Annotated in this window: 19 protein-coding genes, 1 other RNA gene and 1 pseudogene; 8 read left to right on the top strand and 13 right to left on the bottom strand. The window is 63.0% G+C overall.

Annotated features, from left to right (window positions below):
* The first annotated feature begins 234 nt into the window (after positions 1 to 234).
* Positions 235 to 711: a DUF1772 domain-containing protein gene (locus EOA38_RS11010; RefSeq protein WP_127299200.1), complete on the top strand. Its 477-nt coding sequence runs from the start codon at positions 235 to 237 to the stop codon at positions 709 to 711.
* Between the two features lie 31 nt (positions 712 to 742).
* Here the strand turns inward: EOA38_RS11010 and EOA38_RS11005 are convergent, their stop codons facing one another.
* The 3 genes from EOA38_RS11005 to EOA38_RS10995 form a co-directional block, all read right to left on the bottom strand.
* Positions 743 to 1,054, bottom strand: coding sequence for a SelT/SelW/SelH family protein (locus EOA38_RS11005; RefSeq protein ID WP_127299199.1), 312 nt, complete (start codon positions 1,052 to 1,054; stop codon positions 743 to 745).
* 18 nt (positions 1,055 to 1,072) lie between these two features.
* Positions 1,073 to 1,822 carry a YebC/PmpR family DNA-binding transcriptional regulator gene (locus tag EOA38_RS11000; protein ID WP_126091419.1) on the bottom strand — a complete coding sequence of 250 codons (750 nt, stop codon included), beginning with the start codon at positions 1,820 to 1,822 and terminating at the stop codon, positions 1,073 to 1,075.
* 225 nt (positions 1,823 to 2,047) lie between these two features.
* The gene (locus EOA38_RS10995; protein WP_127234897.1) at positions 2,048 to 2,371 is read right to left on the bottom strand and encodes a helix-turn-helix domain-containing protein; all 324 of its coding nucleotides are present in this window, start codon (positions 2,369 to 2,371) and stop codon (positions 2,048 to 2,050) included.
* Positions 2,372 to 2,422: 51 nt separating this feature from the next.
* Here EOA38_RS10995 and EOA38_RS10990 point away from each other — a divergent pair, with 51 nt between their 5' ends.
* From EOA38_RS10990 to EOA38_RS10980, 3 genes and pseudogenes are all read left to right on the top strand, one after another.
* Positions 2,423 to 2,905, top strand: coding sequence for an SRPBCC domain-containing protein (locus EOA38_RS10990; protein ID WP_127299198.1), 483 nt, complete (start codon positions 2,423 to 2,425; stop codon positions 2,903 to 2,905).
* 29 nt (positions 2,906 to 2,934) lie between these two features.
* Entirely contained in the window at positions 2,935 to 3,306 is a 372-nt protein-coding gene (locus EOA38_RS10985; RefSeq protein ID WP_127299197.1) for a VOC family protein, read from the top strand.
* A gap of 37 nt (positions 3,307 to 3,343) precedes the next feature.
* Positions 3,344 to 3,812, top strand: a pseudogene (locus EOA38_RS10980) (SRPBCC family protein).
* Positions 3,813 to 3,815: 3 nt separating this feature from the next.
* On the opposite strand, the gene EOA38_RS10975 reads toward EOA38_RS10980, so the two are convergent.
* From EOA38_RS10975 to ssrS, 6 genes are all read right to left on the bottom strand, one after another.
* Entirely contained in the window at positions 3,816 to 4,103 is a 288-nt protein-coding gene (locus tag EOA38_RS10975; RefSeq protein ID WP_127299196.1) for a BrnA antitoxin family protein, read from the bottom strand.
* Positions 4,084 to 4,371 (bottom strand): BrnT family toxin, encoded by a 288-nt coding sequence (locus EOA38_RS10970; RefSeq protein WP_127299195.1) that lies wholly within the window; start codon positions 4,369 to 4,371, stop codon positions 4,084 to 4,086. The genes EOA38_RS10975 and EOA38_RS10970 overlap by 20 nt, the downstream gene beginning before the upstream one ends.
* A 52-nt stretch (positions 4,372 to 4,423) precedes the next feature.
* A complete protein-coding gene (locus EOA38_RS10965; RefSeq protein ID WP_127299194.1) occupies positions 4,424 to 5,191 on the bottom strand; it encodes a TerC family protein in 768 nt (255 codons plus the stop codon).
* Positions 5,192 to 5,335: 144 nt separating this feature from the next.
* Positions 5,336 to 6,160: a YmdB family metallophosphoesterase gene (locus EOA38_RS10960; protein WP_127299193.1), complete on the bottom strand. Its 825-nt coding sequence runs from the start codon at positions 6,158 to 6,160 to the stop codon at positions 5,336 to 5,338.
* 78 nt (positions 6,161 to 6,238) lie between these two features.
* On the bottom strand, positions 6,239 to 6,826 hold the full coding sequence (locus EOA38_RS10955) for a 5-formyltetrahydrofolate cyclo-ligase (protein WP_126091413.1): 588 nt from the start codon (positions 6,824 to 6,826) through the stop codon (positions 6,239 to 6,241).
* Between the two features lie 82 nt (positions 6,827 to 6,908).
* Positions 6,909 to 7,064, bottom strand: a non-coding RNA gene (gene ssrS, locus EOA38_RS10950) — 6S RNA.
* A gap of 150 nt (positions 7,065 to 7,214) precedes the next feature.
* Between ssrS and EOA38_RS10945 the strand changes: the two genes are divergently transcribed.
* From EOA38_RS10945 to msrB, 4 genes are all read left to right on the top strand, one after another.
* A complete protein-coding gene (locus EOA38_RS10945; protein ID WP_126091412.1) occupies positions 7,215 to 8,054 on the top strand; it encodes a MoxR family ATPase in 840 nt (279 codons plus the stop codon).
* Between the two features lie 102 nt (positions 8,055 to 8,156).
* Positions 8,157 to 8,603, top strand: a complete 447-nt coding sequence (locus EOA38_RS10940) for a GNAT family N-acetyltransferase (protein WP_126091411.1) — start codon at positions 8,157 to 8,159, stop codon at positions 8,601 to 8,603.
* Positions 8,604 to 8,610: 7 nt separating this feature from the next.
* Positions 8,611 to 9,801 carry a VWA domain-containing protein gene (locus EOA38_RS10935; protein WP_127299192.1) on the top strand — a complete coding sequence of 397 codons (1,191 nt, stop codon included), beginning with the start codon at positions 8,611 to 8,613 and terminating at the stop codon, positions 9,799 to 9,801.
* A 354-nt stretch (positions 9,802 to 10,155) separates the two neighbouring features.
* Positions 10,156 to 10,560 carry a peptide-methionine (R)-S-oxide reductase MsrB gene (gene msrB, locus EOA38_RS10925; protein ID WP_126091409.1) on the top strand — a complete coding sequence of 135 codons (405 nt, stop codon included), beginning with the start codon at positions 10,156 to 10,158 and terminating at the stop codon, positions 10,558 to 10,560.
* A 74-nt stretch (positions 10,561 to 10,634) separates the two neighbouring features.
* Here msrB and EOA38_RS10920 read toward each other — a convergent pair whose 3' ends face one another.
* From EOA38_RS10920 to pyc, 4 genes are all read right to left on the bottom strand, one after another.
* A complete protein-coding gene (locus EOA38_RS10920) occupies positions 10,635 to 10,934 on the bottom strand; it encodes a hypothetical protein (RefSeq protein ID WP_127299191.1) in 300 nt (99 codons plus the stop codon).
* A gap of 7 nt (positions 10,935 to 10,941) precedes the next feature.
* Complete coding sequence (locus tag EOA38_RS10915; RefSeq protein WP_126091407.1) at positions 10,942 to 11,382, bottom strand: DUF4268 domain-containing protein; 441 nt, start codon at positions 11,380 to 11,382, stop codon at positions 10,942 to 10,944.
* Between the two features lie 21 nt (positions 11,383 to 11,403).
* Positions 11,404 to 11,664 (bottom strand): DUF2312 domain-containing protein, encoded by a 261-nt coding sequence (locus EOA38_RS10910; protein ID WP_040974416.1) that lies wholly within the window; start codon positions 11,662 to 11,664, stop codon positions 11,404 to 11,406.
* Positions 11,665 to 12,066: 402 nt separating this feature from the next.
* Entirely contained in the window at positions 12,067 to 15,525 is a 3,459-nt protein-coding gene (gene pyc / locus EOA38_RS10900; RefSeq protein ID WP_127299201.1) for a pyruvate carboxylase, read from the bottom strand.
* Positions 15,526 to 15,529: the final 4 nt, after the last annotated feature.

Here is a 15,529-nt window from a genome sequence, read left to right as displayed (position 1 = left end):
GCGGAAAGCATCCGCTCGACCCGCTCACGGCTGCGCTGCTGCGTCGGCGCCCGCCGCGGTGAAGCAATCGCGGCTTGGTCGGTAATCCCTGCGACTTTGCCTTCCATAACGCATCTCGGCTTTCGAAACTGGCTTGACTCGTAAAATACGAGGGTTTATCACGTTTTGCAAATGTGAGGATTTGTCACATTTTGATCACCGGGCATCGCCTGCTGCAAATCGGGAGCAACCAACATGATGAAACTTCTTCCCACCGTCATTTTCATCGCCGCGATCGGCTCCGGCGTCGTCGGCGGCGTCTTTTTCGCCTTCTCGAACTTCGTCATGCCGGCATTTGCCCGGCTGCCGGCGGCGGGCGGCATCGCCGCCATGAATTCGATCAACGTCACCGTGATCACGCCGACCTTCATGACGGCGCTCTTCGGCACCGGCCTGATCTGCCTGGCGCTGATCGCGGCCGCCATCATGGGCTGGAGCCAGCCGGGCGCGTTCTGGCTGCTTGCCGGCGCTGTGATCTACCTGATCGGCAACCCGATCGTGACCATGGTCTTCAACGTGCCGCTCAACGACGCGCTGGCCGCCGTCGATCCGGCGAGCGCGAACGGCGCCACGGTATGGACAAACTATCTGAGCGAATGGGTGATGTGGAACCATGTGCGGACCATCACCGCGATCGTGGCGATGGCATGCTTCATCATGGCTTTGATCTGAAGACAGCACTCCGCCATGCAAAAACCCCGCCTCAGGTGGGGTCTGTTTTCTTGTGCGTTTTGCGGTCGGCATGACCGAGATCGCGATCCGGGTCGATGACGTCGCGGACCAGCTGCTTGAGTTTCGCCGCGTCCGGAAAGCCGCCGTCGCGCTTGCGCTCCCAGATAAGCACGTCGTTGCAGGCAATGGTGAAGATGCCGCCGGTGCCCGGCACCAGCGTCACCTCGCCGAGATCGGTGCCGAAGGTCGAGAGCAATTCCTGCGCCATCCAGCCTGCACGCAACAGCCACAGGCATTGCGTGCAGTAGGTGATGCGGATGGTCGGAAGCGGCTTCTCGTTCATATCGGATCGCGCGGCCGATCAGGCCGCGCTGAGCTTGGCCATGGTCTCGTCGTCGACCTCGAAATTGGCGTAAACGCTCTGCACGTCGTCGTCGTCCTCGAGGGTGGCGACGAGCTTCATCAGCGACTGCGCCCGCTCTTCATCGACCGGGACATTGTTCTGCGGCTGCCAGATCGGCTTCACCGATTCCGCTTCGCCGAGCGCGGCTTCGAGCGACTTCGACACGTCGCCGAGATTCTCGAAGCTGCAGTAGATGGTGTGGCCTTCCTCGTCCGACTCCACGTCGTCCGCGCCGGCTTCGATCGCAGCTTCCATCACCTTGTCGGCGTCACCGGCCGAGGCCGGATAGTAGATCTCGCCAACCCGGTTCCACATGAACGACACCGATCCGGTTTCGCCGAGCGCCCCGCCGGCCTTGGTGAAGGCGGCGCGCACGTTCGAGGCCGAGCGGTTGCGGTTGTCGGTCAGCGCCTCTACGATCAGCGCCACGCCGCCCGGGCCGTAGCCCTCGTAGCGCACGGCTTCGTAGTTTTCGCCGTCGCCGGCGGAAGCCTTGTTGATGGCGCGCTGGATGTTGTCCTTCGGCATCGACACCGCCTTGGCGTTCTGCACGGCAAGGCGCAGCCGCGGGTTCATCGCCGGATCCGGCGTGCCGGTCTTGGCGGCGACGGTTATTTCGCGCGCCAGCTTGGAAAACATTTTCGACCGTACCGCGTCCTGACGGCCCTTGCGGTGCATGATGTTCTTGAACTGTGAATGGCCAGCCATGGCACCCCTGTCGTGTTCGGCTAGAGCATTTTTCGCCCGGGCGCGATGCCCCGGCATCGGCAAAATGCTCGAATTCAAATTTCCAGAACGTCTGGGCCATGCCTGCGAAGGCATGCGGCGCTCTCTGTCGGAATGGCCGGCTTATAGATAAATCGGCTCAATTCGTCCAGCCGCGCCGTCGGCCCGGTGTCAAGGCAGCCTGGCATATGTCTGGCGCGGACCGGATCAACCCTCCAGATCGGATTTGAGCCGGTCGAGGATGCTGATCGCGTGGCCGGCATACTGGCTGATCCAGCGGTCGTGGATCTGCTTGATCGGCAGCGCGTTGAGATGGTTCCAGCGCTCGCGCCCCTCGCGCCGCGCCACGACCAGATCGGCCTCCTCCAGCACCTTCAGGTGCATCATCACGGTGCAGCGGTCCATGTCCGGGAATGCCTCGCAGAGCGCGCCGGTGGTCTGCGGCTGATCCTTCAGCCGATCGAGCAGCTCGCGCCGCCGGGGGTGCGCCAAGGCTTTGAAAACATGATCGTCTGCGGTTTGACTTGACATGTTATGTTTCTATAACATATTGTTTCAAGCAGCAAGGAAGGAGCTGTGGATATGTCCCTTGGATTCAGGATTTCCGGCCGCATCGGCAAACCGGTCGCCGCGGTCTTCGACGCCGTGGTCAATCCGACGAAGCTCAGCGGTTACTTCACCACCATCGGCGGCGCCTCCGCGCCGCTCGTTCCCGGCACCACCGTGACCTGGTGGAAGACGGTGCCCGTCGAAGTGGACGAAGTGACGAAAGACAAGCGCATCGTGCTGCGCTGGGATGCGACCGACGCCGAGGGCAAGCCGGCCTACAAGACCCGCATCGAGATGAATTTCGAGCCGCTGGACGATGGCGGCACCTTCGTCACCATCGCCGAGAGCGGCTGGCGCGAAGGCGAGGTTGGCCTGAAGAAGTCCTACCTCAATTGCGAGGGCTGGTCGCAGATGCTCGCCTGCATGAAGGCCTATCTCGAATACGGCATCAACCTGCGCGACGGCTACTATCGCGCCGAGATGAAGGGCGAGCCGGCCAACGAGACCAACATCTGAGTCGGGATCCGAGCCGAGGGAGGATTGCAATGAAGGTAACGCCATTCCTGATGTTCGAAGGTAGGGCCGAGGAGGCCATGACCTTCTATTGCGAGACCATTCCGCAGAGCCGCGCCCTCGACATCACGCGCTACGGCGCGGGCGAGGACGGGCCCGAAGGGACAGTCAAGCTGGCACGCGCGTTGATCGGCGGTACGGAGGTCATGATCTTCAATAGCCCCGTGCACCACGCCTTCACCTTCACGCCGTCGGTTTCGTTCTTCGTCGACTGTTCCTCCGAAGAGGAGTTGGAGCGCATCGTCGAAGCGCTGGCCAAGGACGGCGGATTCCTGATGCCGCCTGGCAATTACGGCTTCAGCCGCCGTTTCGCCTGGCTCAACGACCGGTTCGGCGTCTCCTAGCAGATCAACCTGCCCTGACCAATTTCAGGAGGATCCAGTGGAACTCAAAGAAGCCCCGACCGCTGAAACCGCAATGCTGATCCGCCGGCCGGTTGCCGAGGTCTTCGAGGCCATCGTCGACCCGGCGATCACCACGAAATTCTGGTTCACGCATTCAAGCGGAAGGCTGGATGGCGGCAAGCCGGTCGAGTGGGAATGGCGCATGTACGGCGTCTCGACCAGGGTCGAGGTCGGCGAGATCGTTCCCAACGAAAAGATCGTCATGCAGTGGAGCGAGCCGCCGACCACCGTCGTCTGGACCTTCACCCAGATGCCTGGCGATGCGACCTTTCCTCGAAGTCCGCAATTTCGGTTTCGCCGGCTCCGGCGACGAGCAGGTCAGCCAGGCGATCGGCTCGACCGGCGGCTTCACACTTGTGCTCGCCGGCGCCAAGGCATGGCTGGAACAGGGGCTGACGCTCGGCCTGATCGGCGACCGGCATCCGAAGGGCATTCCGGCCGAATAGTCGTTAGGCTCGGCGCCTCTCCTGCTCAGTCACATAGCGGCGAAGCACTCGATTGATTTCAGTCTGATAACCACCACCCTCTACATGCTCCTTGAACCAGGCGAGCACGTCAGCATCGAGCCGAATGGTGACCGGCTGCTTAAGGGGCCGGTAGAGATGACCCCGGCGAGCGTGAACCCAGTTCTCCGCCGGCGCTTCCGGAATATCGAGGGTGTCGATCTGGTCGTCGGGCAGATCGGCCAGCTTGGCGAGTTGATCGCGCTGATCCTGGCTAAGGTTCTTCCTGCTCATAGCGCCTCCTTTCATGCGGGGTGGCTTTGCGAGCACCAACAATTCGAACACGTTCTTCGTCTGTTAGGTCCGGGTAGGTGTGAACAACGAGCAGGATTACCTGAATTCCGACCATACCGATCGCATGCCATCGCTGCTCTCCATCTTCAAAACGGTCGGGCACAATCAGATGGAGTGGATCGTCGAAAACCTTCAGCGCGAGGTCAAAGGCGACACCGTGCTTAGCAAGGTTGCGTCGGGCTTTTTCAGGATCCCATTCGAACTGCAAGCGCCACCGTCACATAAGAGTATGTACGTACAAAATTGTAAGAGTCAACAGATCAATGCCCGCCGCCGGACCTCTGCTTCTTGCGGTTCCGCGCCAGCATGTTGAGGCCCTCGACCAGCGCCGAAAAACCCATCGCCGCGTAGATGTAGCCCTTGGGCACATGGTAGCCCATGCCGTCGGCGATCAGCGTCATGCCGATCATCAGCAGGAAGCCGAGCGCCAGCATGACGATTGTGGGGTTCCTGGCGATGAAATCGGCAAGCGGCCCGGCCGCCAGCATCATCACGCTCACCGCCACGATCACCGCGATATACATGATGGCGATCTCGTCGGTCATGCCGACGGCGGTGATGATGGAATCGATCGAGAAGACGAGGTCGAGCAAGAGAATCTGGAAGATCGCGCCGGCCAGGCTCATCTGCAGGGTTTCACCCATCATCGTGTCCTGATGATCCTGCGGATCCACCGTGTGGTGGATTTCCTTAGTCGCCTTCCAGACCAGGAACAGGCCGCCGGCGATCAGGATCAGGTCGCGCCAGGAAAAGCCATGCCCGAGCGCCGTGAACACCGGCGCCGTCAACTGCACGATGATCGAGATGGTGGCGAGCAGGATGAGGCGCATGACCAGCGCCGCCGAGATGCCGAGCCTGCGGGCGCGGGCGCGCTGCGCTTCGGGCAGCTTGTTGGTCAGGATCGAGATGAAGATCAGATTGTCGATGCCGAGCACGATCTCCAGCACCACCAACGTCAGCAGCGCGATCCACGCGGTCGGATTGGAGACGAAGGCGAAGTGCGGCGCCAGGAATTCGACAAGCTGCATGGAGGTCGTCCCCTCTACGATCCGGAGCAATTCCAGGAAAAGTGCGTAGCGGCTTTCCGTCTGGAATTGCGTAGAAACAAATGTTTGGAGCAGTTTTTCGCGGGTTTCGTCGCCAGTTAGGTACTGGCCTCGCTCATATCAATGTCACGACCAGAAGGATGGCGCCGTTTCCTCCAGCCGCGGCCCGCGACGAAACGGCGCGATCTTCTCGGCAAGCCCCGTGCGGTCGGAAATATCGACACCGATGCCGCACAAGGTCGCGGGTCCATTCGCTGCCTCGAAACGGCCCTTTGGCACTTTCGACAGGAAGCGGTTGAGTGGCTCCTCCTTGTCCATGCCGAGCGAGGAATCGTAGTCGCCGCACATGCCGGCGTCCGAGATATAGGCGGTGCCGCCGTTGAGGATCTGGTGGTCGGCGGTCGGCTGGTGCGTGTGGGTGCCGACCACCAGGCTGGCGCGGCCGTCGACGAAATGCGCGAAGCACATTTTTTCCGACGTCGCCTCGGCGTGGAAATCGATCACCGCCGCATCCGCCTGCTCGCCGAGCGGACAGGCGGCAAGCTCTCGCTCGCCGGCCTGGAACGGATCGTCGAGCTCAGGATGCATGAAGACGCGGCCCATGATGTTGGCAACCAGCACCCGCGCGCCGTTCCTGGCGATGTAGACACCCGAGCCGCGCCCCGGTGTGCCCTTCGGGAAATTGGACGGGCGCAGGAACCGCTCCTCGCGCGGCGCGAAGATCAGCGCGTCGCGCTGGTCCCAGACATGGTTGCCGGTGGTGACGACATCCGCGCCGGCCGCGAGCGTTTCGCGAAAAATCTCCTCGGTGATGCCGAAGCCGCCGGCGGCATTTTCGCCATTGACGATGACGAAGTCGAGCTTGAAGTCGGAAATCAGCCTCGGCAGTTGTTCCCACACCGCCGTGCGCCCAGTTTTTCCGACCATGTCGCCGAGGAAGAGAAGTCTCATACGATCCTGCGCCGAAAGCCCGCCAAGTAAAAGCTGCATGACTTTCCGCAAAAGATCATGCGTTTTTCAAACGCATTTCTACAATTGCGGCGTGAACCGGCGCAACCCGCTCTCGGTGAGTATTTCCGGGATGATCACGTCGTGGTTCTCATCCGGCACCATCGGAACTTCCTGGCAGTCGAAGGCGATACCGATCATCCTGGGCGTCAACCCCTTGTCGGCCAGCCGGGCGATCGCCCGGTCGTAATAGCCGGCGCCGTAGCCGATACGGTGGCCGCGCGCGTCGAAGGCGGCAAGCGGCACCAGCATGAGGGAGGGGTCGAGCACTTCAGCCTCCTCATGCGGCCCGACCGTGCCGAAGCCCATCTCGACCATCGGCGCGCCGCGCACCAATTCGCGGAAGACGATCGTGGTCTTGTCGAGGATCGCCGGCAGGCAGAGCCTGGCGCCCTTTTCGCGCAGCGCGAACATCAGCGGCCGCACATCGACCTCGGAGCGCATCGGCCAGAAGCCGGAAACAACCTGGCCCGGTTCGACCGCGATTTGCTCCTTCGCGGTTTCGGCCATTTCGAGCGCGATTTCCACCCGCCAGAACTCGTCGAGCGCATCGCGCCGCGCCAGCGCTTCCTTGCGGAGATGTCTTTTCAGGTCTTTGGAATGTGTCATGCGCAGACGCTAGAAAAGGCCGGATCTGGATGGAGTTTCAGGAGCGACGTTTTCTACCGCGCCAATCCCAAAATCGGGAAAGTGACGATCCACACAACCGGTGGAGAGGTCGATCCCGGGTGCCTACAAAGTAGGTGGGCGCCGTGTGAGAAAACCCACGGGTCTTCCCAGGGACAGCTCCCTAAGGATCGATAAGGCCCCGGGGATAAGTTTCTCCTGCCGGGAAGCGCAGACCGCCAGCGCCAATATAGGCCGATGGTTAGCCGAGCGCCAGAAGGACGGCCGTCCAAGGGCCGGCAAAATTGTGCCGTGCACCTTGCGGCGCTGCTGCGCCTTGCACAGCCGGGGCAGCGTCCTTACGGTCGCGGCCAGACGATCGGGAGAAAAAATGCGCTTCGAAGGCACCGCGGCTTACGTCGCCGACAAGGATCTGATGGTTGCGGTCAACGCCGCGATCGCGCTTGAGCGGCCCTTGCTGGTCAAGGGCGAGCCGGGCACCGGCAAGACGGAGCTCGCCCGTCAGGTGGCGTCAGCGCTCGGGCTGGATTTCATCGAATGGAACGTCAAGTCGACCACCAAGGCGCAGCAGGGTCTCTACGAATACGACGCCGTCTCGCGGCTGCGCGACAGCCAGCTCGGCGACGACCGTTTCAGCGACATTAGGAACTACATCAAGCGCGGCAAGCTTTGGGACGCTTTCGCGGCCCGGAAGAAAGTGGTTCTGCTGATCGACGAGATCGACAAGGCCGACATCGAATTCCCCAACGACCTGCTGCAGGAACTCGACCGGATGGAGTTCTTCGTCTACGAGACCGGCGAGACCATCCGCGCCGATTTCAGGCCGATCGTCATCATCACCTCGAACAACGAGAAGGAACTGCCGGACGCTTTCCTGCGCCGCTGCTTCTTCCACTACATCCGCTTCCCCGACATCGAGACGCTGCATCGCATCGTCGACGTGCACTATCCGGGCATCAAGCAGAACCTGGTGCGTGCCGCGCTCACCCAGTTCTACGAGATCCGCGAGGTACCGGGGCTCAAGAAGAAGCCGTCGACCTCCGAAGCGCTCGACTGGATCCGCCTGCTCGTCGCCGACGACATCGCGCCGGAGGACCTGCGCGCCGACCCCAAGAACGCGCTGCCGAAACTGCATGGCGCGCTGTTGAAGAACGAGCAGGACGTGCATCTGTTCGAGCGGCTTGCCTTCATGGCCAGGCGCCAACAATAGCTGGCAGCAATAGGCAGGCAGCAACAGCGCTTTCCTGGCCTCTGGACCGTTGCCGGCATTCGGCCGCTGCCGCAGCTTCGGACCAGGCATTGGAGGAGAAAAATGTCCGAGATCACCACCCGCCCGCTTGCGCAGACCGACCACGCCGACTGGCGGCGCCTGTGGACCGCCTACCTCACCTTCTACGAGACCAAGCTGCCGGACGAGGTCTACGACGTCACCTGGAAGCGGCTGTTCACGCCGGGCGAGTTCGAGCCGAAGGGTTTTATCGCCACGCTCGATGGCAAGGCGGTGGGCCTGACCCACTATCTCTACCACCGCTCCTGCTGGTCGGAAAAAAACAACTGCTATCTGCAGGACCTGTTCGCCGACCCGGACGTGCGTGGCAAAGGCGTCGGCGCGGCACTGATCAAAGCCGTGCAGGACGAGGCCGGCAAGATCGGCGTGAAGAACGTCTACTGGATGACGCACGAGACCAACGCCACCGCGCGCCGGCTCTACGACCATGTGGCGCGGCGCACCGGCTTCATCGAATACGATCTGCTATAAGGGGCCGATGTTCATCCCCTTTTTCCTCGAACTGAAGGCCGCGCGGGTTCCCGTTTCGCTCAGGGAATATCTGTCATTGCTGGAAGGCCTGGAAGTGGGGCTGGTCGACTATGATGTCGAGGGTTTCTACTATCTCGCCCGCTCGGCCCTGGTGAAGGACGAGCGCCATATCGACCGTTTCGACCAGGTGTTCGCGCATGTCTTCAAGGGCGTCGAGGCGCTTGCCGGTCCTGACACCGTCGATGTCGCCAATATCCCCGAGGAATGGCTGCGACGGCTCGCCGAGAAGCATCTGACCGACGAGGAGAAAAAGCTGGTCGAGGCGCTGGGCGGCTTCGACAAGCTGATGGAGACGCTGAAGCAGCGGCTGGCGGAGCAGAAGGGCCGCCACCAGGGCGGCTCGAAATGGATCGGCACCGGCGGCACCTCGCCTTTCGGCGCCTATGGCTACAACCCGGAAGGCGTGCGCATCGGCCAGCACGAGAGCCGGCATCGCCGCGCGGTAAAGGTCTGGGACAAGCGCGAGTTCAGGAATTTCGACGACGCCGTCGAGCTCGGCACGCGCAACATCAAGGTGGCGCTGAAGCGGCTGCGCCGCTGGGTGCGCGAGGGCGCCGAGGAAGAATTCGACCTGCCCGGCACCATCCATGCCACCGCCGAACATGGCTATCTCGACGTGAAAACCCGGCCCGAGCGGCGCAACGCGGTGAAGCTTCTGATGTTCTTCGACGTCGGCGGCTCGATGGACGATCATATCAAGGGCGTCGAGGAACTGTTCTCCGCCGCCCGCGCCGAGTTCCGCCAGCTCGAATATTTCTACTTCCACAACTGCCTTTACGAGCGCGTCTGGAAGGACAATCGACGGCGGCTTGCCGAGACGATCCCGACCTTCGACCTCATCCACAAATACGGGCCTGACTACAAGGTGATCGTGGTCGGCGATGCCTCGATGAGCCCTTACGAGATCGTGCATCCCGGCGGCTCGGTCGAGCACTGGAACCCGGAGGCCGGCGGTGTCTGGCTCGGGCGGCTGCTGCAGCAATGGCCGAATGCGGTTTGGCTGAATCCGGAAGCTGAGAAGAACTGGCGCTACACCCACTCGATCGCCATGATCCGCGACATCTTCGGCGGCCGCATGTTCCCGCTGACGCTCGCCGGGCTTGAGGCCGCTACGAAACAGCTCTCGAGGAAGCATTGAGCGTGGTGGCAACTACAAATCGCCAAAGTCGGCGCCGCCCCTCATCCCCCTGCCGGGACCTTCTCCCCGTATAGTGACGGGGAGAAGGGGGCTGGCCGCAACCTCGGCGTCCTTCCTGCAATGCTGGCGATTAGCGAAACCATCAATGAGAGCGCCCCTCTCCCCGTCACTATACGGGGAGAGGATGCCGGCAGGCAGGTGAGGGGCAGCGCCAACGATAATAGGCACGGGCTAATTCGAAACCAGCGGCGATTGCCCGGTCAGTCCCGGTACTGGGCAGGCCTGTAACAAATGCCTATGTTGGGGCGAATATCGGTTGCACCAACAACGAGCCGCCAAGGCCGAGGAGATTTCATGGACACCCACGCCTTTCCCGTCACCCGCAGCGATGCCGAATGGCGCGCACGGCTGACGCCGGAGCAATATGCCGTCATGCGCAACCACGGCACCGAGCGTCCCGGAAGCTGCGCCCTGCTTTATGAGAAGCGCGCCGGCACGTTCTTTTGCGTCGGCTGCGACCAGCCGCTGTTCGAATCCAAGCTGAAATTCGAGAGCGGCACCGGCTGGCCGAGCTTCAACGATCCGGTCCCGGGCTCGATCGAGACCACCGTCGACCGCAGCTACGGCATGGTCCGCACCGAGTGCCACTGCTCGCGCTGCGGCAGCCATCTCGGCCATGTCTTCGAGGACGGCCCGCCGCCGACCGGCCTGCGCTACTGCATCAACGGCGTGGCGCTGCGGTTCGAGCCGGCGGCCTGACCGGCGCCTGACCTGCATTTCCAAGGAAGGGCGGCTTCGGTCGCCCTTTTTGTCTGAGCGGTATCGGGTGCCCGTCAGGCAATAACCGTCGCGATCAGCCAGAGCGCCGAGCCCAGCATCATCAGCGTTGCCTTGGTGCCGCCCGTCTTCTCCGCCGTTCGCCAGACGGCAAGGGCGAGGAAGATGTTGTAGGGCACCGGCAGGAGATGCACCGTAAGAACCAGCCAGAGCGGCAGCTTCAGCCCGAGCAGGACGAGCGCCACCGCCGACGAGGCGATGTTGATCGCAGTGCCGATGAGCAGCATGTCGCGCCAGAACAACCGGTCGAGCGACGTTTTGCCTTGCCAGCGGGATTTGAAGAAGTCCGCCGCCATAGGCCAGCTAGTCCTGCCTCAGCACTTCAGTCACGGCGCGCTCGAAACGCGAGCATTCCGTCGCCAGCCAGTCGGCCATGGCCGGCCAGTTGTCCTCGGCGAAGCAGTTGACCCGCCACTGCGAGTTGATGCCAAGGTTTTGCGCGCTCTGCTCCGGCCTGAGCTTCAGTCGGGCCTCGATTGCCGGCTGGAAAGGCTTCAGCCTTGTCCAGACTTCCGTTGCGCCGAGCTTTTCGTTGCGGCCGAAGAAGACGCCGACCACATTCTCGCTCGGCGCGACATACATGGAAAGAACCAGGCCGAACTCCGGCAGTCCGCGCTGCCAGAACCACGGCCCGCGTCTCGCCAGGCGGGCTCTCTCTTCCGGATGCCGCTCGGCGAACAGCGTCCAGAAGCCGCGATGGCGGAACTCCGAAGCGCGATGGCCGCCGAAGTCGAACTCACTCATGGCCGGCCCCGGCCATGAGGCTTAGACCATCCCGAGCGCGGCCTTGTACAGATCGAGTATGGACTCCTCCTCCTGGCGCTCGGCCTGGTCCTTCTTGCGCAGCCGGACGATGGTGCGGATCGCCTTGGTGTCGAAGCCGGTGCCCTTGGCCTCGGCATAGACGTCCTTGATGTCGTCGGAAATCGTCTTCTTCTCCTCCTCGAGGCGCTCGATGCGCTCGATGATGGCGCGCAGCTGGCCGGCGGCTACAGTCTGGCTGGTCTCGGTGATCTCGTCGGCCATTTTTTTCTCCGCGTCGTTTTCTCACCGGCGACTCGCAAGGGAGGCCGGCAATTTCGAGCGGGTTCGATGCCCGAGCGGACGCTGCTGGTCAAGCCGTTATTGCTGCGGCATGAAAGGCTTGCTGCTTCAGAGGCCGGCGCTGCCCCTCATTGTCCTGCCGGACATTTCTCCCCGTATAGTGACGGGGAGAAAGACACTGTCATCGCCGGCTTCGCCAATCACTGGCGTTGAAGGAAAGCGCGCCAAAGTTGCGGCCAGCCACTTTCTCCCCGTTTTACGGGGAGAAATGCCCGGCAGGGCAATGAGGGGCAGCGCCGACATCGACAGCTAGCCCTCGACCAACGCACAGTCTCGTTGTGTCAAGAAGTTCCGTTAAGCTGCCTGCCTTCAAACAGCTTTGTCTCAACCGAATGCGATCAGCAAATCCTTGGCGTCGATCTGGTCGCCGGCCTTGACCAGCACTTCGGCGACCACGCCGTCGCGCTCGGCATGCAGCGCCGTCTCCATCTTCATCGCCTCGATCGAGAGCAGCACATCGCCGGCCTTGACGGCCTGCCCGGCGGCAACCGCGAGCGCGGAGACCACCCCCGGCATCGGCGCGCCGATATGCGCCTCGTTGCCGGGCTCCGCCTTGCGCCGCGCCTTGGCGGCCGAGGCGCCATGCGCGCGGTCCGGCACCTTCACGCGGCGTGGCTGGCCGTTGAGCTCGAAAAAGACGGTGACCATGCCCTTTTCGTCGACGTCGCCGAACGCCTGGCAGCGTACGACCAGCGTCTTGCCCTTCTCGATGTCGACGAAGATCTCGTCTTCCGACTTCATGCCGTAGAAATAGGTCGGCGTCGGCAGCACGCTGACGGGGCCATAGGTTTCCTGCGCGGCGGCGAAGTCGGTGAAGACCTTCGGATACATCAGCCAGGAGGCGAACTCGAACTCGCTGAGCTTGCGCTCCAGCTTCTCCTCGATCTCCTTGCGGCTGGCCTTGAGGTTCGCCGGCTTGAGCAGCGAGCCCGGCCGCACAGTGATCGGCTTCTCGCCCTTCAGCACCTTCTTCTGCAGCGCTTGCGGCCATCCGCCGGGCGACTGGCCGAGATCGCCGCGCAGCATCGAGACGACCGAATCCGGGAAGGCGATGTCCTTCGCCGGGTTTTCGACATCGGCGACGGTGAGATCCTGGCTCACCATCATCAGCGCCATGTCGCCGACCACCTTCGACGACGGCGTCACCTTGACGATGTCGCCGAACATCAGGTTGACGTCGTGATAGGCCTGCGCCACCTCGTGCCAGCGTGTTTCCAGCCCGAGCGACCGCGCCTGCTCCTTGAGGTTGGTGAACTGGCCGCCCGGCATTTCGTGGAGATAAACCTCGGAAGCCGGTCCCTTGAGGTCGCTTTCGAAGGCGGCATACTGGTTGCGCACCGCTTCCCAGTAGAAGGAGATGTGCCGGATCCACTGCGGATCGAGGCCGGGATCGCGCTCGGTTCCCTTGAGCGCCTCGACGATCGAGCCGAGGCAGGGCTGCGAGGTGTTGCCGGAGAAGGAATCCATCGCCGCGTCGATGGCGTCGACGCCGGTCTCGACCGCCGCCAGCACCGTGGCGGCGGCCAGGCCGGACGTGTCATGCGTGTGGAAATGGATCGGCAGGTCGGTCTCTTCGCGCAGCGCCTTGAACAGCGCGCGCGCCGCCGACGGCTTCAAAAGCCCGGCCATGTCCTTGACGGCGATGATATGCGCGCCGGCGGCTTCCAGTTCCTTCGCCAGCCCGACATAGTATTTGAGATCGTATTTGGCCCGAGCCGGGTCGAGGATGTCGCCGGTGTAGCACATCGCCGCTTCGATCAGCTTGCCCTCGGTGCCCACCGCGTCCATGGCGACGCGCATGTTCTCGACCCAGTTCAGGCAGTCGAAGACGCGGAACAGGTCGACGCCGCCGGCGGCCGCCTGTTTGACGAAATGCTGCACGACATTGTCGGGATAGTTGGTGTAGCCGACGCCGTTGGCGCCGCGCAGAAGCATCTGCAGCAGAAGGTTGGGCGCTGCTTCGCGCACCCGTGACAGCCGCTCCCACGGATCCTCGGTCAGGAAGCGCATGGCGACGTCGAAGGTCGCGCCGCCCCAGCATTCGAGCGACAGGATCTGCGGCAGCGCCCGCGCATAGGTGCCGGCGATACCTGCGATGTCATAGGTGCGCATACGGGTGGCGAGCAGCGACTGGTGGCCGTCGCGCATCGTCGTGTCGGTGACCAGCACTTGGGCTTGCCCGCGCATCCAGGCCGCGAACTTCTCCGGGCCGAGCGCATCGAACCGCTGCTTGCTGCCGTCCGGAAGCTTGCCGTTGAGATAGGGCACGACAGGCGCCGCGGCATCGGCTTTGGGCATCGGCCGGCCGCGCGTCTCCGGGTGGCCGTTGACGCTGACGTCGGCCAGGTAGTTGAGCAGCTTGGTGGCGCGGTCCTGCCGCTTCACCTGCTGGAACAGTTCCGGCGTCGTGTCGATGAACTTCGTCGTATAGGAATTGTCGGCGAAGCTCGGGTGGTTGATGATCGCTTCGAGGAAGGTGAGGTTGGTCGCGACGCCGCGGATGCGGAATTCGCGCAGCGCCCGGTTCATGCGCGCGATCGCCTCGGCCGGCGTCGGCGCCCAGGCGGTGATCTTCTCCAGCAGCGGATCGTAGAAGCGGGTGATGACCGCGCCCGAATAGGCGGTGCCGCCGTCGAGGCGGATGCCGAAACCGGTCGCGCCGCGATAGGCGGTGATGCGGCCGTAGTCGGGAATGAAATTCTGCTCCGGATCCTCGGTGGTGATGCGGCACTGCAGCGCGTGACCGTTGAGCTTGATGTCCTTCTGCGCCGGTACGCCGGATTCCGGAGTGCCGATGGAGAAGCCGTCGAGGATATGTATCTGCGCCTTCACGATGTCGATGCCGGTCACCATCTCGGTGACGGTATGCTCGACTTGGATACGCGGATTGACTTCGATGAAATAGAATTTGCCGGTGTCGGCGTCCTGCAGGAACTCGACCGTGCCGGCGCCGATATAGCTGGTCTCTTGCGCGATCTTCAGCGCATAGCCGCAGAGTTCCTGGCGCAGTTCCTCGCTGAGATATGGCGCCGGCGCGCGCTCGACGACCTTCTGGTTGCGGCGCTGGATCGAACAGTCGCGCTCGAACAGATGGACGGCGTTGCCATGCGTGTCGCCGAGCACCTGGACCTCGACATGGCGGGCGCGCTCGATCAGCTTCTCGAGATAGACCTCGTCCTTGCCGAAGGCGGCCTTGGCCTCGCGCTTGCCCTCCATCACCTCGCGAGCGAGATCGGCTTCGGCACGGATGGCGCGCATGCCCCGGCCGCCGCCGCCCCACGAGGCCTTCAACATCACCGGATAGCCGATTCCCGCGGCGAGCTTCTTCACTGCTTCCATGTCGTCCGGGAGCGGATCGGTGGCGGGCACGACCGGCACGCCGACCTCGATCGCCAGGTTGCGCGCAGCGACCTTGTTGCCGAGCCGGCGCATCGTCTCCGGCTTCGGCCCGATGAAGGTGATGCCGGCGGCAGCACATGCCTCGGCGAATTCCGGGCTCTCCGACAGCAGGCCGTAACCCGGATGGATCGCGTCTGCGCCCGACAGTCTGGCGACGCGGATCACCTCGTCGATCGACAGGTAGCTCTCGATCGGCCCCATATCCTTGGCGAGATGCGGCCCGCGACCGACCTGGTAGCTTTCGTCGGCCTTGAAGCGATGCAGCGAATATTTGTCCTCTTCCGCCCAGATCGCCACGGTTTTGAGGCCGAGTTCATTGGCCGCGCGAAAGACGCGGATGGCGATTTCGGATCGGTTGGCGACGAGGATCTTCGTGATTGCCAAGGAC

It is taken from the genome of Mesorhizobium sp. M1E.F.Ca.ET.041.01.1.1, assembly GCF_003997355.1.
Lineage (GTDB): Bacteria > Pseudomonadota > Alphaproteobacteria > Rhizobiales > Rhizobiaceae > Mesorhizobium.
This window is presented reverse-complemented; position numbering and strand designations above follow the sequence as displayed.